This window comes from Streptomyces sp. NPDC046931 (assembly GCF_040644655.1).
Taxonomy (GTDB): Bacteria; Actinomycetota; Actinomycetes; order Streptomycetales; family Streptomycetaceae; genus Streptomyces.
Genome location: NZ_JBEYWX010000026.1, coordinates 1 through 23,197, shown reverse-complemented (window position 1 = coordinate 23,197; position 23,197 = coordinate 1). Strand labels below are relative to the sequence as shown.

The following is a 23,197-nucleotide window of genomic DNA, read 5'->3' as shown; positions in this document are numbered from 1 at the left end:
AACGCGCACTTCCGGAACCATCCTGGAGAGGGCGGTTCCGGAAGCGCTGTCGGTGCCGGTCAGGGCCGGTTGAGGGTGATGGAGTTGATGGGCGTGAGATCGGCCCACACACCAGTCTGCTGCGCGAACGGGGCTCCGCAGCCCCTGCCGTTGTAGCCGGTGCACAGGCTTGCGGTCGCGCCGCCGTACTGGTTGTTGAGCACCCAGTGCCATCCGTACTGGTTGCTCAGGTTGTGGGGGCCGTAGCTGTAGTAGATCTGGCTGGGCGAGACGGCCGGATTCTGGTTCTGCGGGTAGATGCAGACTGCGCCGGACGGGCAGCCGGCCCAGTCGCCCGCCGGCTTGGCCTGAGCCGCACCGCCCAGTGCCACCACGGCCGCAGCGGCGGTCGCCAGCGCGGCGGCGCCGCGGAAGATGGTGCGCATGGTTGTTCCCCTCGTGCGGTGTCCTGCGGACCGCAGGACGTGCTTGGTGCTGACGGTTCCAGCCTGCTCACGGGGCAACGCCAGGTCGACGGGTTTCCCGTTGCCCGGTGATTCGGGCGGCAGGGAAACCGCCGGGCTCAGGCACTTTCGCGGGGAACGGCCAACCCGGGGAGAAGGAACGGAGTTCGCGGTTCCGCTGTGGGTGGTCGACGCACCCGGGGAGCGGTGTTCACCGCACCGACGGTCCGGGCACGCGCCGATGAGGGCCTCAACCGGCCCGGACGCGAGCGCCTAGTGCCAGCAGGTGTCCGTGCTGCCGTCGGGCTGGGTGCCTACCGATACGACGTAGGCGATGCCCGTGCCCACCTCCGGTGCGGGTGAGAAGCCGGCGGTACGGAAGTCGACGCTGAGCAGCAGGTGCCGGCCCTGTGCGGTCCTGGCCCAGCAGGCGCCCTCGACACCGGCGGGCGGCGCCCCGGGTGCCGGGTCCGCCTCAAGGCGCCAGCCGGCCGCGGCGGCGATCCTCGTGTAGTGGGCGACGACGTCGTCGGGCTTGCCCGGATAGGCGTACAGATGGTCGGCGTGCAGCCAGGGCCTTCCGGGGCTGTCGTCGTCGCATCCGGTGGTCGCGCCGACGCCGCGGTAGTTGGCCGGGGCCACCGCGCCGGCCGGAGCCGCGTCGAGCAGCGGCTGGGCGGCCAGCGACTCGAGTTGGTCGGCCGTGTCACGGCAGCCGTCGCCGCCGGCGGCGGAGCATGCGCCGAGCAAGACGGCCGGCAGGAGGAGAGCAGCCGCAAGCCCCAACCGGGCGCAGGCTGACGATGACGTAGGGGACAACGATGCTCCTGGGTCGCGGCTGACGGCGATCACGTCGGGCGCATTCTCCCTCGGTGACACGACGCGAGATTCAGCGAGGTGAGCTACAGCCCGGATTCCGCACCCTGCAGCAGTGCCGGCACACTGGTCCCCGTGCCCGGCAACCTTCAAATCGGGCTGCTCGGGGCAGCCGCCATCGCGCCGAGTGCGCTGATCAGGCCCGCGCGGCAGACGCCGCGTGTCACCGTGACCGCTGTCGCGGCACGCGAGCGCACACGCGCCGAGGCATTCGCCCGCAAGCACGGCGTCCCCGTCGTGCACACCGACTACGACACGCTGCTCGCCGACCCACAGGTGGACGCCGTGTACGTGCCCCTGCCCAACGGTCTGCACGCCGAGTGGACACTGAAAGCTCTCGAGGCAGGCAAGCATGTGCTGTGCGAGAAGCCGTTCACTGCCAACCGCGCCGAAGCCGAGCGCGTCGCGGACGCCGCCGACGCAGCCTACGCGCGCAGCGGCCTGGTGGTGATGGAGGCCTTCCACTACCGCTACCACCGGCTCGCCGAGCGGATGTGCGAGGTCGTGACGAGCGGCGAACTGGGTGAGCTGCGCCACGTCGAGGCCGAGGTCTGCTTCCCCCTGCCCCGCTTCAGCGACATCCGGTACGACTACGCGCTGGCGGGCGGCGCGGCGATGGACGCCGGCTGCTACGCGGTGCACGCAGCGAGGCTTCTCGGCGCCGGCGATCCGCAAGTTGCCTCGGCACGCATGATCACTCTGGGTAAGGATCCGCGTATCGACCGGGCGATGAGCGCCGAACTCGCTTTCCCGGGCGGGGTGACCGGTCGCGTCCGTGCGTCGATGTGGTCGCGCCGTGTGTTGTCGATCCGGGCCCGTGCGGTGGGCATGGACGGCGAACTGAATGTGACCAACTTCGTGATGCCGCAGCTCTACCACCAGTTGACGATCCGTGCGCCTCGCGGCTCGGGACGGCACGCGGTGCGGCGGGAGCGCGTGTCTCGGAAACCGTCGAGCTATGTCTGTCAGCTGACGGCCTTCGCCGCCGCCGTGCTCGACGGCGGTCCGGTCCTCACCTCCGCCAGGGACGCCGTGACGACCATGGGCGTCCTCGACGGCATCTACCGCGCCGCCGGGCTACCGCTGCGTGGCGCAACGAAGGACCAGTCCTCGGCCCCATGACGGCCGTCCCCGCCTGTCCTGAACGTGGTACCGGGCTTCCCCCTTCCGAAGGCCCCGGCCCGGAACGGAAGCCACGCTTGCCCTGGAGCGGACTCCAACGCGTAGTGTCGTGACATCCCCAACAGGACTGGCCTCAAGGAGAGTCGTATGCACCACCGCGTTCTGGGCGGCACCGGCATCGAGGTCAGCCCCTACTGCCTCGGCACCATGATGTTCGGCTCCGTCGGCAACGCCGACCACGACGAGTGCGTCCGGATCGTCCACGCCGCGCTCGACGAGGGGATCAACTTCATCGACACGGCCGACATGTACTCGGCCGGAGAGTCGGAGACGATCGTCGGCAAGGCGCTGAAGGGCCGCCGCGACGACGTGGTCCTTGCGACCAAGGTCCACTTTCCCATGGGGGACGGCCCCAACCGGGGCGGGAACTCGAGGCGTTGGATCGTCCGGGAGGTGGAGGACAGCCTGCGGCGGCTGGGAACGGACTGGATCGACCTGTACCAGGTGCACCGGCCGGACCACACGACCGACATCGAGGAGACGCTCTCCGCCCTGACCGATCTTGTGCGTCAGGGCAAGATCAGAACGTTCGGCTGCTCCACCTTCCCCGCGGACGACATCGTCGAGGCGTATCACGTGGCAGACCGCCGAGGGCTCCAGCGGTTCCGCACCGAGCAGCCGCCTTACTCGCTGCTGGCCCGAGGCGTCGAGAGGCATGTGCTGCCGGTCGCGCAACGCCTCGGAATGGGGGTGCTGACCTGGTCCCCGCTGGCCTCGGGGTTCCTGACCGGCCGCTACCGCAAGGGCCGGGCCCTGGATCTGAGCAGCGGACGTCCCACCCTGCACCCGCACCGCTTCGACCCGTCGGCGCCGCTCACCGCCGCCAAGCTGGAGGCGGTCGAGCAGCTTGTTGCCGTGGCCGAGGAAGTGGGCTGCTCGCTCCCGGAGTTGGCCATGGCCTTCCCGCTCGCGCATCCGGCCGTCACATCGGTGATCATCGGCCCGCGCACGATGGAGCACCTGCGCAGCACGCTCAAGGGCACGTCCGTGATGCTGGACGACGCCGTCCTCGACCGGATCGACGACATCGTGCCGCCCGGAACCGACGTCTATCCTCCGGACGGCGTCTGGACTCCGCCGTCGCTCACCACGCCGGCGCTCCGGCGGCGCCCGGCCGCGTCCAGGCCCGCTGCCTGAAGCATGGGCCGACGGGCGCCTGGTGATGCCCCCTCACCCCTGCAGCAGCCTCCCGAACCGGCACATGAACGGGTCTGCTACGCCGGGTCCTCGGGTGAGGCGACGCTGTTGTGTGCGTGATGCCGGCGGTAGGCGCCGGGCGTCATGTGGCGCCAGCGGGTGAAGGCGCGTACCAGGGCGGCCGCTCCGCTCAGTCCGACCTGGCGGGCGACAGCCTCAAGGGGCAAGCCGGTTGTGCGGAGCAACTGCAAGGCACGCATGTGCCGTGCCTCGTCGAGGAGTTCGCGCCAAGAGGTGCCCTCCTCGCGCAGGGCTCGGCGCAGGGTCCGGGAGCTGAGGAACAGAACGTCCCGCAGGTCCTCCGGACCGGCCCGGAGGAGGTCGGCCTGGTCCAGCCAGCCGCGTACCCGTGTGCGCAGCATGGCCGTCGCCGGCAGGCCGCCGAGCAGGCCGTCCGCGTGCCGGCGGTGCAGCGCGACCAGTTCGGGGTCGGTCAGGGCGCGAGGGCGCTCCAGCTCCGCGGTTCGTACGGTGACAGCGTTCTCGGCGGCGTCGAAGACGACCGGGCAGCGCAGAATCTCCGTGTACCGGCGCGGGTCGCCGATCGCGGGGTGGGCGAACGTGACCGACACGGGCGTCCAGTCGGGCGCAATCCATCCCGCGGCGGTGACCATGCCGGTGACGATGGCCTCGACCTGCTGCGGGTGCATCGTCCCCGGAGCCACCGACGGCCGGTAGACGAGCCGTGACCGCCGGGGACCGCGGTCCAGGGCGACCACCCCCGCCTCGCTCACCAACCGGTGATATCGGACCGCCGCTGCCGCCGCCTCCGCGAGGCTGGAGGAGGCGAGGAGCAGGTAGATCAATGCCACCCCGCGCTCCCCGGACCGGACCAGGCTCGTCCCGTACCTGCCGTATCTGCGGCTGCTGTTCTCGGCGGTGTCGCAACACCCCGCCCAGAGCCGGTCGTTGTGGCGCGGAGTGTCGCTGGACCTGCGTGCGCAGTACCCGCTCGGACGGACCGTGACCTGGTGGGGCGTGTCCCCGTGCACGTCCGAGCTCAGCGTGGCCAGGCGTTCCTCGGCAGTCGCGGCAAGCGGACGCTGTTCGAGGTCACCCCCGCCCGGGCCGTGAGCATTCGAGACTTCTCCGCCTTCACCGGCGAGGAGGAGTTCATCCTTCCGCCGGGCACCCAACTGAAGGTGACAGATGTGAGGACCGAACGCGGCGGCCTGTGTACCGTGAGACTGACGGAGCTGCAGGAACAGACCCTGGTGGCCTGACCAGGCACCGGCACCGGCCGCCACCCTCCGGTGTGGTGGCGGCCGCCCCACAAGGCGCCCTGTACGGACCGCGCAACCCGTCCAACGCGCCAAGCGGCGGCTCAGCAGAGGCCACCGCCGTAGTCAGGTGGCGCATGGTCATGCCCCCGGAAGCTCTCAAGCGCCGTCAGCGTGGCCTTCCCCCAGGTACGGGTGGAAAGTGAGCCCGTCTTCGTCCGCGACGGCCATGTCGTTACCTCGGCCGGCGTCATACAGCGCCAGACCGACCCGGCAGACGCTATCCGTAACCACGTTGCTCAAAAGCCGGTGCCCAAAGGCCTCGATGACGTCGCCTCGGGTGGTCGATGCGCCGCCCGCCACCCCGCAGCCCACCCCGCCAGGGCGCACAAGGCGACCGGCCTACGATCGTGCCATGAATGCGTGGAGAGAGAGCCTGGACGCTGCGGGGATCCAGGACCCGGAGCTGCGAGGGGACTACGAGGCTCAGCGGCGACTGGTGGCACGCTTCCGCCGCGCCTCATACCTGGCAGTGCAGACGCTTCTGCCACGTCCGATGCTGCCCCACGTGGTAGTGGCGACGGCCGTGATGCACCACGGGGACAACCTTCTGGACACCGGTCCGAAGGCGCAGCGAGCCGCAGCTTGGGCGTCTTGGGGAGATCGGGTACGTCGGGTGCTGGAGACGGGAGTCGCCGGTGATCCGCTGCTCCGCACGCTGGCTCACACCATTGCTGCATACCCGCGGCTGCGAAGGCCGGTAGAGGAATATCTGTCCACCGCGACAGCCGAGCTGGAATTCACCGGATTCCTCGACGAGGCTGACTACCAGGCCTATGTGGATGCCTACTCACTGCCGGCCTTCATGTTGGTTGGCACGCTGCTGGGACCGGAGACCGACGACGGGCCGTATCGGGTGGCGTGCCGGGCGTTCATCGACGGCAGTCAGCGGCTGGACTTCGTCAACGACATCGCCGAGGACCTGCGGGAGGGGCAACTGGGCATACCGGCGGACATGCTGCAACGCTTCTCAGTCAAACTGGACGACTTGGCCGCTGGCCGCGAAGTCCCGGGTGTTCGAGAGCTGTTGGGCCACCAGATAACGCAGGCTCGGACCGCCTTGCAGACGGCCAGGAAGCTGACCGCCCTGGCTCCGGCCCCTTACCGCCCGCTGATGGGCGCGCTGGTCGAAGTCGAGTTGCTGACCGCTGATGCCGCGCTGGCGCGTGGTGCAAAGTTGCTGCGCGGCTCGGCGAGTCCGACACTCCTGAGCACGCTACGCGTATTGCTGGGCGCTCGCCGCAAGGCTCGCAAGGGGCGCTCTTAGCTGCCGCCAGGGCAAGGCCGCCGCCCACAACACCAGCCGTGCGGCGGCGCATTACGGGTCCTCGAAGGCGGCCCGGCCGGCGTCACCACGTGTGGACCATGGACCGGCTGACGCCCGTCCTCACCGTGTGGCGTGCACCAGGTGGGCCCCCGCCCGTAGCGCCATTCTGCGGCCATCGTCTCATTGCCTGCCCCACCTCTGCGTACGGCATCGTCGTCTCCGCCTGCCAGCCACGCCCGGTAAACAGGGGCTGCGGCTCGTCCGTGCCGTAGTGCCGGGCCGCCCCCTGCTCGGCGAGCGCGTCCAGCATCGTGGGCTCGATCATCAGCCGGGTACGTGGCCCGCCTCGAGTGGCCTTCACTGGCAGCCCGTCAGCCCAAGACTTCCCGCAGCCAGGATCGCTCCGCGCGGCTGGTAGCTCGAGCGATGGTGAGCATGCCGCGTCGGTAGGGGTCGTCGGTTTCCTCGGCGGACAACGGGCGGTCACCCTCGTGGAAGAAGCTCGCGGGTTGCTCCAGGAATGCCAACCGCCGGCGCAGCACTGCGTGCTGGTCGGCGGTGTCGGGAATCTGGGAGAGGAAAGCCAGGACTGTGAAGTACCGGGTGCTGTCGCTGATGTCCAGGCCGTCGGCATCGCGCAGCCGACGCAGCAGCTCGGAGCGGCCTGCATCGGTCAGGCTCACGGTGTGCCGCTGAGCAGCCGAGACGCCCGGTTCTGCTCGCCGGTCCAACAGCCCGGCGTTGACCAGCCGGTTGATCGCGGGGTAGAGGCTGCCATCACTGACCGGCCGGGCATGGCCGGACAAGTGCGCTATGCGGTGGCGCAGTTGATAACCGTGGAGCGGCCCCTCGGCCAGGAATCCCAGGATCGCGAGTTCAAGCATGCTGCTACTCTCGCACATCGAACCGAGGTACCTCGAAACGATGTAGGAGGTAAGGGTGACGTACACCGAGGCATGGGTGACCGCGCGTGCGCGCAGCTCTTACGAGCACGGTCGGGCATCGTTCGACATACGGCCCGAACGGACGGCGCTTCTGGTCATCGACATGCAAGACGAGTTCGTGGAGCCTGGCTGGAGCCCCTACTGGGTGCCCGCGGCGACCCGGATGGCCCCCCGGCTACAGCAACTGGTCGAAGAATGCAGGGGCGTCTCCATCCCGGTGATCTGGACCCTCTTCGACGACACGCATCTCGGACTGGACCGGCCGCGCACCCTGCGGTTCCTGCCGCACGCCGACACCGACTGGCGCCGGCCGGGCCCTGCCCGCGTATGGGGCCAGATGGGCCGCCACGCTGACGAGGTCCTGATCCGCAAGCCCTCCTACGGGGCCTTCTACGACACCCCGCTCGACACAGTGCTCCGCAACCTCGGACGGGACACGGTCATCGTCACAGGAACGCTCACCAACTACTGCTGCGGCACCACTGCCCGGCAGGCGTATGAGCGCGGCTACAAGGTCGTCTTCGGCTCCGACGTCACGGCCACCGATGACGAGACCCGGCAGGAACCAGAACTCGCGGTCCTGCGCAAGGGTTTCGCGCTCGTGCTGACAGCGGACGAGATCACGAGCCGGCTGACCGCCACCCAGCATGCGTAGGAAGATGGGGGAGTGGCAGGGTGAACTCCGTTCAACGGGCCCGTAATGTTCCCCACTCGGGTGACGTGGTCCCATTCGGCCATGGCGAGGAGCCGGCCCTCGGGGGAGTATGCGACTGATACGACCGGGCCGGTGTGTCCGGTGAGGCGGTCCGGGCGGGCACGTCTCACCTGTCCGCGGTCAGCCGTCGTCCTTGGCCCGGGCGGCGGCCCTGTTGCGTCGTGGGGCTGCGGCCGCTCGGATCTCTTCCGTTGCCGCGCGGAATGCGGGTGCGGCCTGCCTGAAGTAGTCGAAGAGCACGGCGCGCTCCTGGGGGGTGTAACGCGCCAGGACCTCGGCGATGTGGCGGCGGGGCGGGCCCAGGACTTCCTCGATGCGGCTGAGTCCGTCGGGCACCGGCTTCACGATCACGCGCCTGCGGTCCTTGGGGTCTGCGGCGCGGCGGGCATAGCCGGCCCGCTCGAGGCGGTCGATCAGGCGGGTGGTGGCACCGGTGGTCAGCCCGGTCCTGGAGGCCAGCTCACCTGACGTGAGGCTGCCCTCCAGGGTGATCAGGCTCAGCGCGTACCACTCCGACGTATGCAGTCCAGCAGCCTCCGCGCCGGCCAGGCCCTGAAGCCCCACTGCGTCCAGGTACTGGCGGAAGATCACGTGCTCATCTGCGGCGTCCGCGGAGTCTGCGGAGTCTACGGAGTCTCCAGGGGTTGCCATCCGACGAAACCACCTTCTAAGTTATCTGCACATGTGCAGATACTGCTTCCGTTGAGTATCTGCTTCAGTTTAACCAAAAAGGAAGGCAGCCGTTCGCCATGACGACCACGCACGACGTCGCCGCCGTCACATCGGTACTGAATGAACTCGTCGCCGCCTGGGAGCGACACGATGCCGAGGCGTACGGCGAGTTGTTCACCGAGGACGCCACCTACATCACCTTCGTCGGCACCTTCTACCAGGGACGACAGGACATCGTGGACAGCCACCGCACGCTGTTCGCGGGGTTCCTCAAGGGCAGCAAGCTGGCGGACGAGGTCCTCGGCATCCGCTTCCTCGGCCCTGACGTAGCCGTCGTCAACGGGCGCGGCGACACCTACAAAGGCAAGCGGCCGCAGAAACTCGCCAAGATCCAGACGTACACCCTCGTCCACCAGGACGACGGGAAGTGGCGTATCGCTGCTTTCCACAACACCAAGCGCAGGCCGCTGATGGAATCCATCTCCCACAGGTTCGCCCCCGGCCTCATTCCGGCCGCCGAGAAGTAGGGTGCGAGGCCGTCACGGGCGGCAGCGCAGGCCCCGGCCCGGCGTCGTCGCCGACGCACCGCCTGCCCTCGCGGCTCCCTTGCGGACCACCTCGTCGCTCCGACCCCGCAGTTCGCCCTGCGTGCCGCGCAGCCACCTACGACCCCGCCCCCGAAGGGGCGGTTGGACGACGACGGTGCTGACCCCGGCATCGTGTCCGGTACGGCAACCGCAGCCGCCGGGATCGCCGAGGACTGCCCGTGAGCCCGGAGCGCTCACCCGTCGCCGGGGCCTGAACCACGCCCAGGTGCGCCGCCGCAACCGCTGCCGCACCTGGACCGTCGCGGTTCCGGGCGGGCTGCGTCGCCGGTCCCCGTCGGTTACGTTGATAAAGCATCCGGTCAGAGGGGGTAACAAGCCGTAACCCACCGGGGACGCTCCATGACTGGCCTGACCGTCATCCTGCTGCTCGTGGTGCTGGCCACCGCAGTGGCGACCGGTGCCCGGCGCTGGAGCCTGCCCGCCCCTTCTCTGCTCGTGATTGCCGGTCTGCTCGTCGGGCTGATGCCCTGGGTTCCAGAGGTTCGCGTCCCGCCTCATGTGATCAACGTGCTGGTGCTGCCCCCGCTGCTCTTCGCCTCGGCCGGGGAAATGTCCGTCCGCGACCTGCGTACCGTGTGGCGCCCTGTCACCGGTCTGGTCTTCGGCCTGGTCGTCGCCTCGGCCATCGCCGTCGGGTACGTCGCCCGGACGATCACCCCACTCACCACCGCGACAGCGTTCATCCTCGGCTCCGTACTGGCCAGCACCGACCCCGTGGCCGTTACCGCGCTCGGCCGGCGCCTGTCTCTTCCACCGCGTGTGCAGGCCATGGTGCAGGCCGAAAGTCTGTTCAACGACGCGACATCCCTGGTCCTGTACAAGGTCGCCGTGGCCACCGCGGTTTCCGGCAGCGCCGTCTCCGTGTCCGGGACCGTCGAGCAGTTCCTGATCCTTGCGGGCGGAGGAGCCCTCATCGGCGCGGCGGTCGCCGGAGTGGTCGCCCTCATCCGCAGACGGACCGAGGATCCCATACTGGAGACCGTCATCGCCTTGGTCACTCCGTACGCCTCGTACGTCATTGCGGAGCAGTCGCACACCTCCGGCGTCACCGCCGTCATCGTGTCCGGGGTCGTCCTCGGCAGCACCGGCCACAAGCTCAGCAACGCCCCCATCCGCATCCAGGTCCACGCCGTCTACGACACGGTGGCCTTCCTGCTGGAGAGCGTCGTCTTCGCCCTCATCGGCCTCGAGCTCCCCTCCCTTGTCCGTCAGCTCGCGCGTGACGAGCACGGCTGGCCGCTGTGGGTGCCGGTGATCGCCGCCACTCTGCTGGCGATCCGCCTGCTGTGGGTCTTCCCGCTGTCCGCTCTGATCCACCACCGGCATGGGGAGGGCGACAGCCGGCTTTCCTGGCGCGTTCCGGCCGTCCTGTCCTGGGCAGGCACCCGAGGCGTCATGCCGCTCGCTGCCGCGCTCTCCGTCCCCCTGGTCACCCAGACGGGGGCGCCGTTGCCGCACCGGGCGCTCATCCTCACGCTCACGACCGGGACCATCGCGCTCACCCTTGTCTTCCAGGGTTTCACTCTCGTGCCCATCGTCCGCCGCTCCGGCATCGCTCTGGAACCGGAGCACACCGCCCGCGAGGAGGCCCGGACGCGCCGGCACATCGCCCGCGCCGCCCTCGACGAGCTCAAACAGCTTGGCGATCTGGATCAGCTCGCCGAGCTGGGTGCCGCCGCCGAGGCCGCCGTGAAACAGGCCCGTCGCCATCTGGAAGCGCGTATTCACCAGGCCGAAGACGCCCATTACAGCGACCCGGACGCCCGTCCCGCCGACGCCTACCGTGAGATACGCCGGGCACTCATCGCCATCGAGGCGGCCGAACTCCAGCACCTCTACGAAGCGAACAAGATCAGCAACGCCACCCGGCGCCGGATCCAGCGTGAACTCGACCTCGAAGAAGCCAGCCTCCGCGACCGCGGCTGACCGCGAGCAGCCCTGCTGTTCACAGGGCGATGGCGTCTGGCCGATCCCACGGCCATGGCGCGTGGCCGATCCCAGGGCGATGGCGCGTGGCCGATCCCAGGGCGATGGCGTCTGGCCGAGTCGAGACCGGGACCGCGATCGCAGACCCCGCTGCCCCGGCCCTCCGTGCACCCCCGGCATCGGAGGCACGCGATGGCAACCAGGAGGAGGCTGAGAGTGGAGGTGATGGCCTGTGACGGGCGAGGCTCCGCTGGTGGTGGTCGACGGTGACGGGACAGTGGTGCAGTGGAGCGACGAGGCGGCGGAGCTGCTCGGGCGCACCGAAGCAGGAGGTGGCTGGTACGACACCTTCGCCCTACCCGGTGCCCGCACCGCGCTCGTCGTCGGCGATGTCACCGGGCAAGGCATCCACGCCGTCACGACCATGGGGCAGCTGCGGACAGTCCTCCACTTACTGGCCGCACTCGACCTGGAGCCCGACGAACTGCTCCCGCGACTCAACGACGCCGCCCTGTTTCTCGCTCAGGAACGTGCCGCTCGCCCACCCGGCGACCCTTCGCACCGCCAAGAGCTCACCACCCATTGCGTGTATGCGGTCTACGACTCCCTGGCCCGCACCTGCACCATCCGCTCGCGCCGGCGAGTCCCCGCCCGTGATCGCCCACTGCGACGGCCCGACGGAACCGGTCGACACCGGCTGCGGACCCACGCTGGGCAGCGCCGAGGGACCGCCCTTCGCCACCACCCATGTCGCCCTCTCCGAAGGCGACATCCTCGCGCTCTGCACCCCTGCCATCCATACGGCGTCCGCGCCCGCCCATGCACCGGACGCTCTCCGCTGCAGGACCTGTGCGACGAGGTCCTCTATCGTCTGCAGGGCAACACCGGCCCCGGCGACGCCATCCTCCTGCTCGCCCGCACCCACCCCTTCCCCGCCGATCACGGCGCCACCTGGCCTCTGGACCAGGACCCCACAGCGGCAGCCACGGCGCGCACGCATGCTCACGGGCGGCTCGCCGACTGGGGCGTGGACGAGGAGTTGACCTATGCGACCGAACTGATCGTCAGCGAACTGGTCACCAATGCCGTCCGTCACGGCAGCGCACCGCTGAGCCTGCGCCTGGTGAAGGACCGCGTGCTCACCTGCGAGGTCCACGACATCAGCCCCACCACACCGCGCCTGTGCCATGCGCGGACCGTCGACGAAGGCGGACGCGGCCTGTTCATCGTGGCCCAACTGGCCCGGAACTGGGGGGTGCGGTACACGCCCGATGGCAAGACGGTCCGGGTGGAACAGGCGCTCCCCTCGACGACGACACACCCCGGGTGACCGGGTGGGCGGCAGACGCCGTGGGCACCGGCCGGAAGCTGGCTCAGGCGGACCACGGCACCGAGGCCCGCGCGTGGCCGCACCGCCGACACGCGTCTCCCCTGCGAACGTTGCAGCCCTCGTGAATCGCCTCTCGGCTCCTGGCGCACATCGCGGGCTGCCGGCGTCTGCCGCGCCATCGGGTCACTCGGGTGGACCAATGGTGTACGGAGTGCCGCGAACGTGCGTTGCCCCTCGTGCCCGGGGCTCCTTCACCGCGGCGGCTGTCACGCCCGGCGGCCATCCGACCTGCCCGCCGTTTCCGGCCATGGCAGGTTTAGAGGGCTCGGGTTATCCGGAAACGCTTTCGAAAGGAAGTGGCCCCATGCCATCTCCCGCGCGCCGTGCGGTCACCACGGTTCTCGCACCCGCCGCCTTCGCCCTGCCCCTCGCTTTGGTACCGACCGCCGGAGCGGCCGTCCCATCCGCTCTCACCCCTCAAATGGCCGCCATTCAGCAGGAGTCCGACGCGAATCCGCTGGTGCGGACGGCCCAGCAGTACACCGCCGCCCTGAAGAAGCTACAGGGGCCCCCTTTCGAGCAGGCGTTCGTGGTCGGCATGATCCCGCACCACCGCATGGCCGTGGCCATGGCCGAGGTGGAGCTCGCCCACGGCACACGCCCCGAGCTCAAGGCCTTGGCGCAACAGATCGTTACCGCCCAGGACCGGGAAATGAGCGAAATGACCACCTGGCTCAAGGACTGGGACGGGCTCACGCAGGCTCAAGCAGCCGCCCGTGTGCCTGCGGACGTCTGGAAGACGATGAGGACGATGCAAGCGGACATGGGGGCCATGACCAGCCACCTCACCTCGATGCCCACGGGTGAAAGCGTCGATCAGGCGTTCTTGGAAGCGATGATCTCCCACCACGAGGCAGCCGTCCTCGTGGCCGGAACCGTGCCCGGGCGCGCCACCCACAGCCAGCTGACCGCCCTGGCCCGCTCCGTCGTCACCAGCAAGAGCGCAGAGGTCGCGCAGATGCGCACCTGGCTGCGCGACTGGTACGGCAAGTCGACGACGTCGTGACGCGGCGCGGCCGCCCCGTCGGACGGGGCGGCCGCTGACCGCAGCGCCCTGCGCAGAAGGGCGCCATGACGGCTCGGTTGTGCCCCCGTCTGTCTTGTCGCAGGGCCGGCACAGCAGGGCTCCACAGAGGCCGCGACCGGATTCGAACCGATGTAAACCGCTTTGCAGGCGGCTCCCTGACCACTCGGGCACACGGCCATGCCGGAGGGAATACCCAGAGGGTCGCCCTCCTTGTTTTCTTGGTGCACGCGCCAAGAAAACGGTAAGAAGAAAGCGCTCCATTGCGCGGCTCGGCTATCGGGCCAACCTGTGCGGCGCGAAGGAGTGAGGCAATGTTAGGGGCTACCCATGCAGACGCGTCAAATGAATGTCCACATGCTGGGATAAAGGTCAATTCCGGCCACGCATGGGTTATCTCAACATTCGGACAGATGACGCTTCCCGCTTCCTGCCTGGAGCTCCATCGAGTTCTTGCCGACGCATCGACATCTGATTTCAGCCAGTGAAGGTGTCAAATATTGCAGCTTTGTGAAGAAGGTTGATAGACGTTGAGCAGCGCCATCAGACCGTCGCCAACGTCATTCCGCAGCGGCTTCCTGGTGCGCACGGGGGGATCTGCCGGCTTCTCTGCGCAGCCGTGCCTTACCTGTGCGCCCGGAAACCGCGCGGGCTCTGGGGGATCTACATGACCGCACTGGCTCATCCGTGGCTCCGACAGGCCGACCTCGCTCGCATCGCCGGGCAGGTCGGCACTCCGGCCTTCGTCTACAGCGAAGCGCAGTTCCGCAAGAACCTCGGGCGTGTAAGGGACGCCGCGGCAGCAGCCGGCCTGGGAGACAGGGTCGAGCTGTACATACCGTTCTTCCCGAACTCGAACCCTCACGTGTTAGCGCCCCTGAAGGAGATGGACGGGGTCGGCGTACTCGTCCAGCTTCCCAGCGAGTACCGACTCCTGCGAGAGTTCGGATTCGACAAGTTCATCGTCTCACCGGGGCACGTCTCCGACGAAGAGATCGCTTTCTGGGACCAGACGGGGAATCCCACCTTCCTGGCGAGCCTCGACGAGGTCGCCTACTCGCTGCGCACCGAGGCGCCGACCATCAGCGTCCGGATCGACAGCCTCGACTCGGGGAAACCGGGCATCAAGTTCGGCGAGCTGGACCAGCTGGCGAACCTCCTCAAGGAATACGACCGCGACCTCGAAGGGCTCGAGGTGTACTGCGGCAGCGGAAATTCCCTGGAGGACATGGTCGGAATCGTCGAGCAGGTATTCTCCATCTACCTGAAGTACTTCCCCACCGCCCGGTCGATCAACTTCGCCGGCGGCCACGGCTTCGACTACGACGCGTGGGACGAGTCGGAGAAGCATTTCGACTGGCAGGAGTACTTTGCCCGTATCGCGGACTCGGTCCAGCGGATGCACATTCCGGAGGACGTGAAGCTCCTCTTCGAGCCGGCCCGCGACGTTCTGGCCGACACCGGGGTCCTCCTGCTGAGCGTGGAGCGCTCCCTCATCACCACGCCGGTCTCGAACATCCTCGTCACCGACGGCTGCCGCATGCTCATGCCCTCGGCCCAGCTGCGCGACCGCAACCACAACGTCCTCTTCCTGGACTCCTCGATGCAGGTGATCGAGAGCGAGACCACGACGAGCGCGGCCGTACGCGGACGCACCATCCTGCGCAACGACTACATCCTGCCTCGGGAAGTCGCGGTGCCGGACGGGCTCGATGCCGACAGCCACATGGCGATCCTCGACGTCGGCGCCTACTGCGCCACCCAGCACATGGAGTTCCTGAACGTGCCTCCGGCCGCCGAGGTCCTGATCACGGCGGACGGCGTCATCCAGCTGATCAGCACTCCCGGAGACGAGCGGGACAAGTGGCGGAACCTGCTCACCGACAAGCAGTCGCTCGACGGGTTGCCCGCGGCCGCCTGACGCGCCTTCCCACGGGCGGGCCGGGGCCGAAGCCGTCGCCGCGGAGCCCCGCCCGCCCACCCCCGTCTCCACGGCCCTGTGACGCCAGCAAGGAGCTTCCATGCAGAACCAGCAGATCCTGGCCGACGATCCCTTCGATCTCTTCCGCCAGTGGCTGGAAGAAGCAGGCACGAGCGAGGTCAACGATCCCAACGCCATGGCCCTGGCCACCACCGGCAGCGACAGCCTGCCGGACGTCCGCATGGTGCTGCTCAAGGACCACGGTCCCGAGGGCTTCGTCTTCTTCACCAATTCCCGGTCCAGCAAGGGCCTGGAACTGGATGCCAACATGCAGGCGGCCGCCGTGCTGCACTGGAAGTCACTGCGCCGCCAGGTGCGCTTCCGGGGAACAGTCGAACTCGTCACCGACGAGGAGTCCGACGCCTACTTCGCCTCCCGTGCGCGTCAGAGCCGCATCGGGGCCTGGGCGAGCCGGCAGTCCCGGCCGCTGGCCGATCGGACCGAGCTGGAGGCCGCCGTCGAGCGGGAAACGGCGCGTTTCGGCGAGGGCGACGTGCCCCGTCCGCCCCACTGGAACGGGTACCGCATTCGGCCAACTTATCTGGAGTTCTGGCAGGACCAGCCGTATCGCCTGCACGATCGTCTCGTTTTCAGCCGTGAGAAGCCCGAAGGTGCCTGGGACAAGGGACGCCTCTATCCCTAGCATCCCCGGCTTCGGTCATCACGTGAACCACTACTCCTTCTGAGGACCGCCACCATGTACTTCACCCATGCGGACGAGATCTGGGACGTACACCCCAACCTGCGCGCCCTGGTCGTCGTCACCGACAACGTGCTCGGGGCCGAGCAGGGCCACCAGCGGATCAAGAAGCTGGCCGAGGACATCGACCGGCGTCAGGCCGCGGCCGCCGAGGCCGAGATGCCGGAGATCGCCGCATGGCGTGAGGCGTTCGCCCGGATGGGGCTCAAACCCACCCAGTACCGCTGCGCCTCCGAAGCTCTGTTGCGGCGCTACCGCAAGAGCAAGGACATGCCGAGCTTCCACCCCCTCGTCGACTATCTCAACTACGTTTCGATGGCCTTCGGGACCCCCATCGCCGCCTTCGACATGTCGAAGGTCGCCGAGGGCATCGAGGTCCGCCCCGCCACCGGATCGGAGACGTATCTGACGTTCCAGGGCGAGTCGGAGAACCCGGCCGAGGGCGAGGTCGTGTTCGCGGACCCGGAGGGCTACGCCCACTCGCGGCGGTGGACGTACCGGCAGAGCGGCAAGTCCGTCGTCTCCGCGGAGACCGATCGAGTACTGATCGTGTCGGAGGCCCACCACGACACGGCGGCCGACGACCTCGCCGCGATGGAGGCGGAGCTGCACGGCGGCCTGACGGACCTCGGCGTCCGGATCGTCACCACGGCGATGATCGATCCCTCCCATCGCCGCCTCGACTTCTCGTACTCCTGAGAGGGGAGACCCTTGTGACCACCGCCCGCGAGACGCCGGCCGCCGGCACCCCGGCCAGTGGCCTGACGCTTGTCAGGGAGGAGATGGCGGCGGCCTGCGCCCGGGCCGGGCGCACCCCCGAGTCGGTGACACTGGTCGCCGCGTCCAAGACCGTAGCGCCGGATCTCCTTGCACAGACCATCTCGGCGGGCCACCTGGTGTACGGCGAGAACCGCGTCCAGGAGGCCCGTGACAAGTGGCCCGGCCTGCTGGAGCGGTTCTCCGGGCTCGAGCTGCACCTCATCGGCCCACTGCAGAGCAACAAGGCCCGTGAGGCCGTGGCCCTCTTCGACGTCATTCACTCCGTCGACCGGGCTTCGCTGTGCACCGCCCTCGCCAAGCAATGTGCCCAGCAGGACCGTTGGCCGCGCCTGTTCGTCCAGGTCAACACGGGCTCCGAGCCACAGAAGGCGGGAGTTCCGCCGGAGGAGGCCGACGCGTTCCTCGAGACCTGCCGGGGCAAGCACCGTCTGGATGTGGTGGGCCTCATGTGCATCCCGCCCGTCGGCGGGCCCCCGGAACCGCACTTCACGCAGCTCACCGAGATCGCGCAACGCAATGGCCTCAAGCTGCTGTCGATGGGGATGAGCGGCGACTACACCTCCGCGATCGAGCACGGCGCCACCCATGTACGCGTCGGCAGCGCGATCTTCGGCGCACGCCCCTATCCGCCCCGTCAGGACCAGTAGGTCCGCGGATCTCGTCGATCACCCGGGGCCGACGGTCCCCAGAAGCCCCGCCCGGGCCTCGGCCCCGCACGACGACCACGACACCGCTAAGGAACACCATGGTCCGCCCCGCGCGCTACGACATACTCTTCGAACCTGTCCGCATAGGCCCGGTCACCGCCAAGAACCGTTTCTACCAAGTGCCCCACTGCAACGGCATGGGGCGCGCCTATCCGAGCTCGATGGCCGCGATGCGCGCCGTCAAGGCGGAAGGCGGCTGGGGGGTCGTCTGCTCCGAGCAGTGCGATATCCACCACTCCGGCAACCACCAGCGTGAAATCCGCCTCTGGGACGCCAAGGACATCCCCTACCTCGCCAAGGCGACCGATCTCATCCACGAGCACGGCGCTCTCGCCGGGGTCGAGTTGGCCCACAACGGCGCGCATGTGAGCAACCTGGAGTCGCGTACCGTGCCGATCGCCCCGAGCGTGGAGGCGACCCGCGGTATCTTTCCGGGCACGGCACGGGCCATGGACAAGGGCGACATCCGGGCTTTCCGCCGCTGGCACCGCGAGGCCGCGCTCAATGCGCGGCGGGCCGGCTTCGACATCGTCTACATCTATGCAGGGCACGACATGACGCTGCCCGTCAACTTCCTCTCCCGCCGGCGCAACCAGCGCACAGACGAGTACGGCGGGAGTCTGGAGAACCGGGCCCGTCTCCTGCGTGAGCTCATCGAGGACACGAAGGAGGCTGTCGGCGACACCTGCGCGGTCGCCGTGCGCTTCAGCGTGGACGAGCTGATGGGAGAGCGCGGTTTCACCGCGGACGGGGAGGGCTACGACGTCGTCGAAATGCTCGCGGAACTGCCCGACCTGTGGGACGTGAACGTCAGCAACTTCGACAACGACGGTGCCACCGCGCGCTTCACCGACGAGGGCTACCAGGAGCAGTACGTCAAGTTCGTCAAGAGCGTCACGACCAAACCGGTCGTCGGGGTGGGCCGGTTCACCTCGCCCGACACGATGGTCTCGATGATCCGCGGTGGAACGCTCGACTTCATCGGCGCCGCACGCCCGTCGATCGCCGACCCCTTCCTTCCCCGCAAGATCGAGGAGGGGCGCTTCGACGACATCCGCGAGTGCATCGGATGCAACATCTGCGTGGCCTACGACCGGGCCGGGGCGCCCTTCCGCTGCACACAGAACCCCACCACCGGCGAGGAATGGCGCCGGGGCTGGCACCCCGAGAAGATCGAGGTTCGCACGACGAACGACACGGTGCTGATCGCCGGAGCCGGTCCTGCCGGTCTGGAGGCGGCTCGGGCACTGGGCCAGCGCGGTTACAGCGTGATACTCGCCGACAGCAACCGCGAGCTCGGCGGCCGGGTGACCCGTGAGAGCCGTCTGCCGGGTCTCGGGACCTATGCCCGGATCCGGGACTGGCGTCTTCAGCAGCTGCGCTCGATGCCCAACGTACAGCTGCTGCCGGGCAACGAGGTCACAGGCGATCTCGTGCGCGAGGCCCAATGCTCGCTCGTAGCCGTGGCGACCGGTGCCGGCTGGCGGCGGGACGGAGTCGGCCGGCATCACCTCGCTCCCATTCCCGGACTGGACCAGCTGCCGGTCTTCACGCCGGACGACATCATGGAGGGCCGCCTTCCTGCGGGGAGGGTCGTCCTGTTCGACGACGACCACTACTACATGGCGACCGTCCTCGCCGAACGACTCGTGACGGAGGGGTGCGAGGTCACCTTCGTCACTCCCGAGAGCATGGTCGCCGCCTTCACCCAGTACACGGCGGAGCAGCGCCGTGTCGGCCGCCGCGTGCTCGAACTCTGCGCATCGGTCCACACGTCGACCGCGCTGTCCCGCACGGGGGCGGGGAGGGCCCATCTGGCATGCGTCTACACCGGCCGCGAGACGGCCGTCCAGGCCGACGCGGTGGTCCTGGCCACGAGCATGGTGCCCCGGGACGGCCTGTATCACGAACTCGGGCAGTGGAATCCGGAGGAACTGGCGCAGGCCGGTGTGCGCAGGGTCGTACGCATCGGCGACTGTCTGGGCCCGGGCATCATCGCCGCTGCCGTACACAGCGGCCATCTCTTCGCGCGGACCCTGGACACGGGGCTCACCGACTGGACCCCGTACCGGCGGGAGAACGTCGAACTCGACTGGGACCAGCCCCTCCCGGCCGGGGGCGCCGACGCGGAGGTGGGGGTCTGATGGAGCGCTTCCGGTCACTGATCGGCAAGGTCGCCGATGGTGCCTCGCTCACTCGCGAGGAGTCAGCACACGTGTTCACCAAGATGATGTCCGGCGAGCCCACGCCGGCTCAGGTGGGCGGCATCCTCATGGCGCTGCGGGTCCGCGGCGAGACCGTCGAGGAGATCACCGGAGCCGCGACCGCCCTGCGCTCGCAGATGCGCCGCGTCGCGGCTCCCGAAGGGGCCGTGGACGTGGTGGGCACAGGAGGTGATGGCTCCGGGTCGTACAACATCTCCACCTGTGCCGCGTTCATCGTGGCCGGCGCGGGCGTCCCCGTGGCCAAGCACGGCAATCGCGCACTGTCTTCCCGGTCCGGCGCGGCGGACGTGCTCGGTGCCCTGGGCGTGAAGACGGGGCTGGACCCTGCCGGAGTGGAGCGGTGCATCGAAGCATCGGGCGTGGGCTTCATGTTCGCCCCGTCCCACCACCCCGCGCTCAAACACGTGGCGCCCGCACGGATCGAACTGGCCACCCGGACCATCTTCAACATCCTGGGACCGCTTCTGAATCCGGCCGGAGTGCGCCACCACCTGGTCGGCGTGTACTCCCGGCAATGGGTGGAACCGATGGCACGGGTGCTGGGTGAGCTCGGCTCCAAGCGCGCTCTGGTAGTGCACGGCTCGGACGGACTCGACGAGATCACCGGCACCGGTCCCACCACCGTCGCCGAACTTCTCGACGGAGATGTGCGGACCTACGAGATCACGCCCGAGGACGTGGGTCTTCCTCGCTGCCGGCCGGAGGACCTCCGCGGCGGCCCGCCGGAGAGCAACGCGAAGGCGCTGATCGCGGTGCTGGACGGCGAGCGCGGCCCCTATCGCGACGTCGCCGTGCTGAACGCGGCGGCGGCGCTGGTGGCCGCCGGTCGTGCCGCCGGTCTGGTGGACGGTGTGGCGATGGCAGAGCACTCAATCAATTCCGGCCAGGCCAAGAGGTGTCTCGACCGGCTGGCCGCAGCCTCGCACAGAACAGGAGACTGACGTGAGTGACCTTCTGACGCGGATCGAAGCCTACAAGCGCGAGGAGATTGCCGCCGCGAAGAAGTCGGTCGCACTGCCCGAACTGCAGCGCCGCGCAGAAGCCGCTCCGGCGCCCCGGGGATTTCTCACCGCGATCGAGCGGCGCCTCGCCCAGGGCCGATACGCGCTGATCACCGAGATCAAGAAACGCAGTCCCTCGGCCGGTCTCATCCGCACCGACTTCGACCCGTCCGCCCTGGGACAGGCCTACGAGCGGGGCGGCGCAGCCTGCCTCTCCGTCCTGACCGACGGTCCGTCCTTCGACGGCCGCCGCGAACATCTCGCGGCCGCGCGGGCGGCGACCGCCCTCCCGGTCCTGCGCAAGGACTTCATGTACGACCCCTATCAGGTCGTCGAAGCCCGGGCCTGGGGAGCCGACTGCATTCTGCTCCTGCTGTCCGCCGTCGACGACGCGACGGCCAAGGACCTGGAGGACACCGCGCTCGGTCTGGGCATGGACGTACTGGTCGAGGTTCACGACGAGCAGGAGCTGGACCGCGCTATGCGACTGCGCTCACGCCTCCTCGGTATTAACAACCGCAATCTCCGGACGCTGGAAACCACGCTCACCACCGGAGAGTCCCTCGCCTCGAAGGTCCCGGAGGAGCGGGTCGTCGTCGGCGAGAGCGGACTGAAGGGACGACCGGATCTCGACCGTCTCGCCAAGGCAGGAATTCACACCTTCCTGATCGGCGAAAGCCTGATGCGACGCGACGATGTTGAATCCGCAACTCGCGAGCTGATCTCAACAACACCCGGTAGCGTTCCGACTGTTGAGTAGACCAGGCATCTGCGGTAGCACACGGCGGTCTGCCGCGCCGGGGCCAGGCACGGAACCCGGCGTGGAGACGGCTTCCCCTGCGGACGCCATGACAAGGACCAAGGAGCGGCATCCGTGAGCATCCAGTTCCTGATCACATCGTTCGTCATCGTCGTGTCACCGGGAACAGGCGCTCTGTACACGATCGCAACCGGGCTGTCCCGGGGCTTTCGCAAGAGCGTCGTAGCGGCCTTCGGCTGCACTCTCGGCATCGTCCCGCATCTGGCGGCGGCGATCGCGGGCCTCGCGGCCATCCTGCACACCAGTGCGGTCGTCTTCCAGACCTTCAAGTACCTGGGCGTGGCCTACCTCCTGTACATGGCCTGGAACACGCTGCGTGAACAGGGCACCCTGAAGGTCGAAGACCGTCAGGAAGGCGATACCTCGGCCGCCAGGATCACGGGAACCGCCATCCTGATCAACTTCCTGAACCCCAAGCTCTCGATCTTCTTCCTGGCCTTCCTGCCTCAGTTCGTTCCCGTGGACGCGAAGAACTCCGTCGCGCCCATGCTTGAACTGAGCACGGTTTTCATGGTGATGACCTTCGTCGTCTTCGTCCTCTACGGGGCGTTCGCGGCAGCGGTCCGGGACCATGTGATCTCCCGGCCGAAGGTCCTCGCCTGGATGCGCCGAACCTTCGCCGCCGCCTTCGTGGGCATCGGCCTGCAGCTGGCGATGACCACCAGCTGACACATCGAACTCCGCAACGGAGCCCCAGCGTGAGTCAACGCCTGTTCATCAAGATCTGCGGTCTGCGAACCGAAAGGGACGTGGACACGGCCGTCGAAGAGGGAGCCGACGCCATCGGCTTCGTCTTCTCCGACAGTCCGCGCCGCGTCAGCGCCGGCACAGCCGCCAAGCTGTGCCGCCGCGTTCCGGAAAACGTCCTGACCGTCGGAGTCTTCCGTAATCAGCCACTGCGAGATGTGCGGTCCCTGGCCAATATCGCCGGTGTCTCGGGCGTCCAGCTGCACGGGCAGGAGGGCCGCGGATATTACGACGACCTGGCCCGCGAAGGCTGGACGCTGATTCGCGGCACCGCGTTCAGCGACCACGTCCCACGCTGCGGGGAAATGGGAGAGGACATCCTCCTCCTGGACGCCCCGATTCCAGGCTCGGGAACCCCCTGGGACTGGACCAGAAAGCATCTCACCAGCCCCGGCGAGAAGTGGCTTCTCGCCGGCGGCCTCACGCCGGACAACGTGCAGAACGCCGTGGAAGTCACCCGTCCATGGGGCGTCGACGTGTCGAGCGGTGTCGAGCAGAGCCGAGGGGTCAAGGACCCGGAGCTGATCACAGCGTTCATCAAGTCCGCCCGCGCCCACGCCTGATTTCCGTCAACCATGAGCGTCACCGCCACGAGAAGCAGGGAGACACGCGTGGCCATTCGCCTGTACGACACCAGTGCCCGGCAGATCCGTGACTTCGCCCCGCTCCGGCCGGGTTGTGTCTCGATCTACCTGTGTGGCGCGACCGTGCA

Annotated in this window: 24 protein-coding genes, 1 tRNA gene and 1 pseudogene; 20 read left to right on the top strand and 6 right to left on the bottom strand. The window is 68.5% G+C overall.

Annotated elements, in window-relative coordinates; all coding sequences use genetic code 11:
• Positions 1–59: 59 nt before the first annotated feature.
• Positions 60–425, bottom strand: coding sequence for a hypothetical protein (locus ABZ876_RS31960; RefSeq protein ID WP_361788513.1), 366 nt, complete (start codon positions 423–425; stop codon positions 60–62).
• Positions 426–716: 291 nt separating this feature from the next.
• On the bottom strand, positions 717–1,229 hold the full coding sequence (locus ABZ876_RS31955) for a hypothetical protein (RefSeq protein ID WP_361788511.1): 513 nt from the start codon (positions 1,227–1,229) through the stop codon (positions 717–719).
• Between the two features lie 165 nt (positions 1,230–1,394).
• On the opposite strand from ABZ876_RS31955, the gene ABZ876_RS31950 reads away from it, so the two are divergent.
• Positions 1,395–2,441: a Gfo/Idh/MocA family oxidoreductase gene (locus ABZ876_RS31950; RefSeq protein ID WP_361788509.1), complete on the top strand. Its 1,047-nt coding sequence runs from the start codon at positions 1,395–1,397 to the stop codon at positions 2,439–2,441.
• A 147-nt stretch (positions 2,442–2,588) separates the two neighbouring features.
• Positions 2,589–3,638: an aldo/keto reductase gene (locus tag ABZ876_RS31945; protein ID WP_361788507.1), complete on the top strand. Its 1,050-nt coding sequence runs from the start codon at positions 2,589–2,591 to the stop codon at positions 3,636–3,638.
• Between the two features lie 77 nt (positions 3,639–3,715).
• Here the strand turns inward: ABZ876_RS31945 and ABZ876_RS31940 are convergent, their stop codons facing one another.
• The gene (locus ABZ876_RS31940; RefSeq protein WP_361788505.1) at positions 3,716–4,510 is read right to left on the bottom strand and encodes an AraC family transcriptional regulator ligand-binding domain-containing protein; all 795 of its coding nucleotides are present in this window, start codon (positions 4,508–4,510) and stop codon (positions 3,716–3,718) included.
• A 159-nt stretch (positions 4,511–4,669) separates the two neighbouring features.
• Here ABZ876_RS31940 and ABZ876_RS31935 point away from each other — a divergent pair, with 159 nt between their 5' ends.
• Complete coding sequence (locus ABZ876_RS31935; RefSeq protein WP_361788503.1) at positions 4,670–4,921, top strand: ADP-ribosyltransferase domain-containing protein; 252 nt, start codon at positions 4,670–4,672, stop codon at positions 4,919–4,921.
• A gap of 412 nt (positions 4,922–5,333) precedes the next feature.
• Entirely contained in the window at positions 5,334–6,245 is a 912-nt protein-coding gene (locus ABZ876_RS31930; protein WP_361788501.1) for a squalene/phytoene synthase family protein, read from the top strand.
• Positions 6,246–6,616: 371 nt separating this feature from the next.
• Here the strand turns inward: ABZ876_RS31930 and ABZ876_RS31925 are convergent, their stop codons facing one another.
• Positions 6,617–7,129 carry a PadR family transcriptional regulator gene (locus tag ABZ876_RS31925; RefSeq protein WP_361788499.1) on the bottom strand — a complete coding sequence of 171 codons (513 nt, stop codon included), beginning with the start codon at positions 7,127–7,129 and terminating at the stop codon, positions 6,617–6,619.
• 55 nt (positions 7,130–7,184) lie between these two features.
• On the opposite strand from ABZ876_RS31925, the gene ABZ876_RS31920 reads away from it, so the two are divergent.
• The gene (locus ABZ876_RS31920; protein WP_361788498.1) at positions 7,185–7,844 is read left to right on the top strand and encodes an isochorismatase family cysteine hydrolase; all 660 of its coding nucleotides are present in this window, start codon (positions 7,185–7,187) and stop codon (positions 7,842–7,844) included.
• 180 nt (positions 7,845–8,024) lie between these two features.
• On the opposite strand, the gene ABZ876_RS31915 is transcribed toward ABZ876_RS31920, so the two are convergent.
• Positions 8,025–8,555 carry a MarR family transcriptional regulator gene (locus ABZ876_RS31915; RefSeq protein WP_361788496.1) on the bottom strand — a complete coding sequence of 177 codons (531 nt, stop codon included), beginning with the start codon at positions 8,553–8,555 and terminating at the stop codon, positions 8,025–8,027.
• 98 nt (positions 8,556–8,653) lie between these two features.
• Between ABZ876_RS31915 and ABZ876_RS31910 the strand changes: the two genes are divergently transcribed.
• The 6 genes and pseudogenes from ABZ876_RS31910 (at position 8,654) to ABZ876_RS31885 (ending at position 13,506) form a co-directional block, all read left to right on the top strand.
• Positions 8,654–9,103 carry an SgcJ/EcaC family oxidoreductase gene (locus tag ABZ876_RS31910; protein ID WP_361788494.1) on the top strand — a complete coding sequence of 150 codons (450 nt, stop codon included), beginning with the start codon at positions 8,654–8,656 and terminating at the stop codon, positions 9,101–9,103.
• 420 nt (positions 9,104–9,523) lie between these two features.
• Entirely contained in the window at positions 9,524–11,110 is a 1,587-nt protein-coding gene (locus tag ABZ876_RS31905; protein ID WP_361788492.1) for a Na+/H+ antiporter, read from the top strand.
• Positions 11,111–11,342: 232 nt separating this feature from the next.
• Positions 11,343–11,726, top strand: a pseudogene (locus ABZ876_RS31900) (SpoIIE family protein phosphatase); the annotation flags it as partial.
• A complete protein-coding gene (locus ABZ876_RS31895) occupies positions 11,701–12,153 on the top strand; it encodes a SpoIIE family protein phosphatase (RefSeq protein ID WP_361788654.1) in 453 nt (150 codons plus the stop codon). The pseudogene ABZ876_RS31900 and the gene ABZ876_RS31895, both read left to right, overlap by 26 nt.
• Positions 12,069–12,440, top strand: a complete 372-nt coding sequence (locus tag ABZ876_RS31890) for an ATP-binding protein (RefSeq protein WP_361788653.1) — start codon at positions 12,069–12,071, stop codon at positions 12,438–12,440. The genes ABZ876_RS31895 and ABZ876_RS31890 overlap by 85 nt, the downstream gene beginning before the upstream one ends.
• Before the next feature lie 364 nt (positions 12,441–12,804).
• Complete coding sequence (locus tag ABZ876_RS31885) at positions 12,805–13,506, top strand: DUF305 domain-containing protein (RefSeq protein ID WP_361788490.1); 702 nt, start codon at positions 12,805–12,807, stop codon at positions 13,504–13,506.
• Positions 13,507–13,633: 127 nt separating this feature from the next.
• On the opposite strand, the gene ABZ876_RS31880 is transcribed toward ABZ876_RS31885, so the two are convergent.
• Positions 13,634–13,704 (bottom strand) — tRNA-Cys (locus ABZ876_RS31880).
• Positions 13,705–14,191: 487 nt separating this feature from the next.
• Between ABZ876_RS31880 and ABZ876_RS31875 the strand changes: the two genes are divergently transcribed.
• The 9 genes from ABZ876_RS31875 (at position 14,192) to ABZ876_RS31835 (ending at position 23,048) form a co-directional block, all read left to right on the top strand.
• On the top strand, positions 14,192–15,445 hold the full coding sequence (locus tag ABZ876_RS31875) for a hypothetical protein (protein WP_361788488.1): 1,254 nt from the start codon (positions 14,192–14,194) through the stop codon (positions 15,443–15,445).
• A gap of 100 nt (positions 15,446–15,545) precedes the next feature.
• Complete coding sequence (gene pdxH / locus ABZ876_RS31870; RefSeq protein WP_361788486.1) at positions 15,546–16,148, top strand: pyridoxamine 5'-phosphate oxidase; 603 nt, start codon at positions 15,546–15,548, stop codon at positions 16,146–16,148.
• A gap of 54 nt (positions 16,149–16,202) precedes the next feature.
• The gene (locus tag ABZ876_RS31865; protein ID WP_361788484.1) at positions 16,203–16,904 is read left to right on the top strand and encodes a phenylalanine--tRNA ligase beta subunit-related protein; all 702 of its coding nucleotides are present in this window, start codon (positions 16,203–16,205) and stop codon (positions 16,902–16,904) included.
• A gap of 14 nt (positions 16,905–16,918) precedes the next feature.
• On the top strand, positions 16,919–17,632 hold the full coding sequence (locus tag ABZ876_RS31860; protein ID WP_361788482.1) for a YggS family pyridoxal phosphate-dependent enzyme: 714 nt from the start codon (positions 16,919–16,921) through the stop codon (positions 17,630–17,632).
• 98 nt (positions 17,633–17,730) lie between these two features.
• A complete protein-coding gene (locus tag ABZ876_RS31855; RefSeq protein WP_361788480.1) occupies positions 17,731–19,836 on the top strand; it encodes an NAD(P)-binding protein in 2,106 nt (701 codons plus the stop codon).
• Positions 19,836–20,858 (top strand): anthranilate phosphoribosyltransferase, encoded by a 1,023-nt coding sequence (trpD, locus tag ABZ876_RS31850; protein WP_361788478.1) that lies wholly within the window; start codon positions 19,836–19,838, stop codon positions 20,856–20,858. Before ABZ876_RS31855 ends, trpD begins: the two co-directional genes overlap by 1 nt.
• A gap of 1 nt (position 20,859) precedes the next feature.
• On the top strand, positions 20,860–21,678 hold the full coding sequence (gene trpC / locus ABZ876_RS31845; protein ID WP_361788476.1) for an indole-3-glycerol phosphate synthase TrpC: 819 nt from the start codon (positions 20,860–20,862) through the stop codon (positions 21,676–21,678).
• A 114-nt stretch (positions 21,679–21,792) separates the two neighbouring features.
• The gene (locus tag ABZ876_RS31840) at positions 21,793–22,407 is read left to right on the top strand and encodes a LysE family translocator (RefSeq protein ID WP_361788474.1); all 615 of its coding nucleotides are present in this window, start codon (positions 21,793–21,795) and stop codon (positions 22,405–22,407) included.
• Between the two features lie 29 nt (positions 22,408–22,436).
• Positions 22,437–23,048: a phosphoribosylanthranilate isomerase gene (locus tag ABZ876_RS31835; RefSeq protein ID WP_361788472.1), complete on the top strand. Its 612-nt coding sequence runs from the start codon at positions 22,437–22,439 to the stop codon at positions 23,046–23,048.
• Positions 23,049–23,197 lie beyond the last annotated feature (149 nt).

Bases quoted from the DNA above. Each gene is read 5' to 3' on its own strand.
- ABZ876_RS31960 (WP_361788513.1), bottom strand. From the start codon at position 425: ATGCGCACCATCTTCCGCGGCGCCGCCGCGCTGGCGACCGCCGCTGCG.
- ABZ876_RS31945 (WP_361788507.1), top strand. From the start codon at position 2,589: ATGCACCACCGCGTTCTGGGCGGCACCGGCATCGAGGTCAGCCCCTAC.
- ABZ876_RS31930 (WP_361788501.1), top strand. From the start codon at position 5,334: ATGAATGCGTGGAGAGAGAGCCTGGACGCTGCGGGGATCCAGGACCCG.
- ABZ876_RS31925 (WP_361788499.1), bottom strand. From the start codon at position 7,129: ATGCTTGAACTCGCGATCCTGGGATTCCTGGCCGAGGGGCCGCTCCAC.
- ABZ876_RS31915 (WP_361788496.1), bottom strand. From the start codon at position 8,555: ATGGCAACCCCTGGAGACTCCGTAGACTCCGCAGACTCCGCGGACGCC.
- ABZ876_RS31910 (WP_361788494.1), top strand. From the start codon at position 8,654: ATGACGACCACGCACGACGTCGCCGCCGTCACATCGGTACTGAATGAA.
- ABZ876_RS31905 (WP_361788492.1), top strand. From the start codon at position 9,524: ATGACTGGCCTGACCGTCATCCTGCTGCTCGTGGTGCTGGCCACCGCA.
- ABZ876_RS31895 (WP_361788654.1), top strand. From the start codon at position 11,701: ATGCGGTCTACGACTCCCTGGCCCGCACCTGCACCATCCGCTCGCGCC.
- ABZ876_RS31885 (WP_361788490.1), top strand. From the start codon at position 12,805: ATGCCATCTCCCGCGCGCCGTGCGGTCACCACGGTTCTCGCACCCGCC.
- ABZ876_RS31875 (WP_361788488.1), top strand. From the start codon at position 14,192: ATGACCGCACTGGCTCATCCGTGGCTCCGACAGGCCGACCTCGCTCGC.
- pdxH (WP_361788486.1), top strand. From the start codon at position 15,546: ATGCAGAACCAGCAGATCCTGGCCGACGATCCCTTCGATCTCTTCCGC.
- ABZ876_RS31865 (WP_361788484.1), top strand. From the start codon at position 16,203: ATGTACTTCACCCATGCGGACGAGATCTGGGACGTACACCCCAACCTG.
- ABZ876_RS31855 (WP_361788480.1), top strand. From the start codon at position 17,731: ATGGTCCGCCCCGCGCGCTACGACATACTCTTCGAACCTGTCCGCATA.
- trpD (WP_361788478.1), top strand. From the start codon at position 19,836: ATGGAGCGCTTCCGGTCACTGATCGGCAAGGTCGCCGATGGTGCCTCG.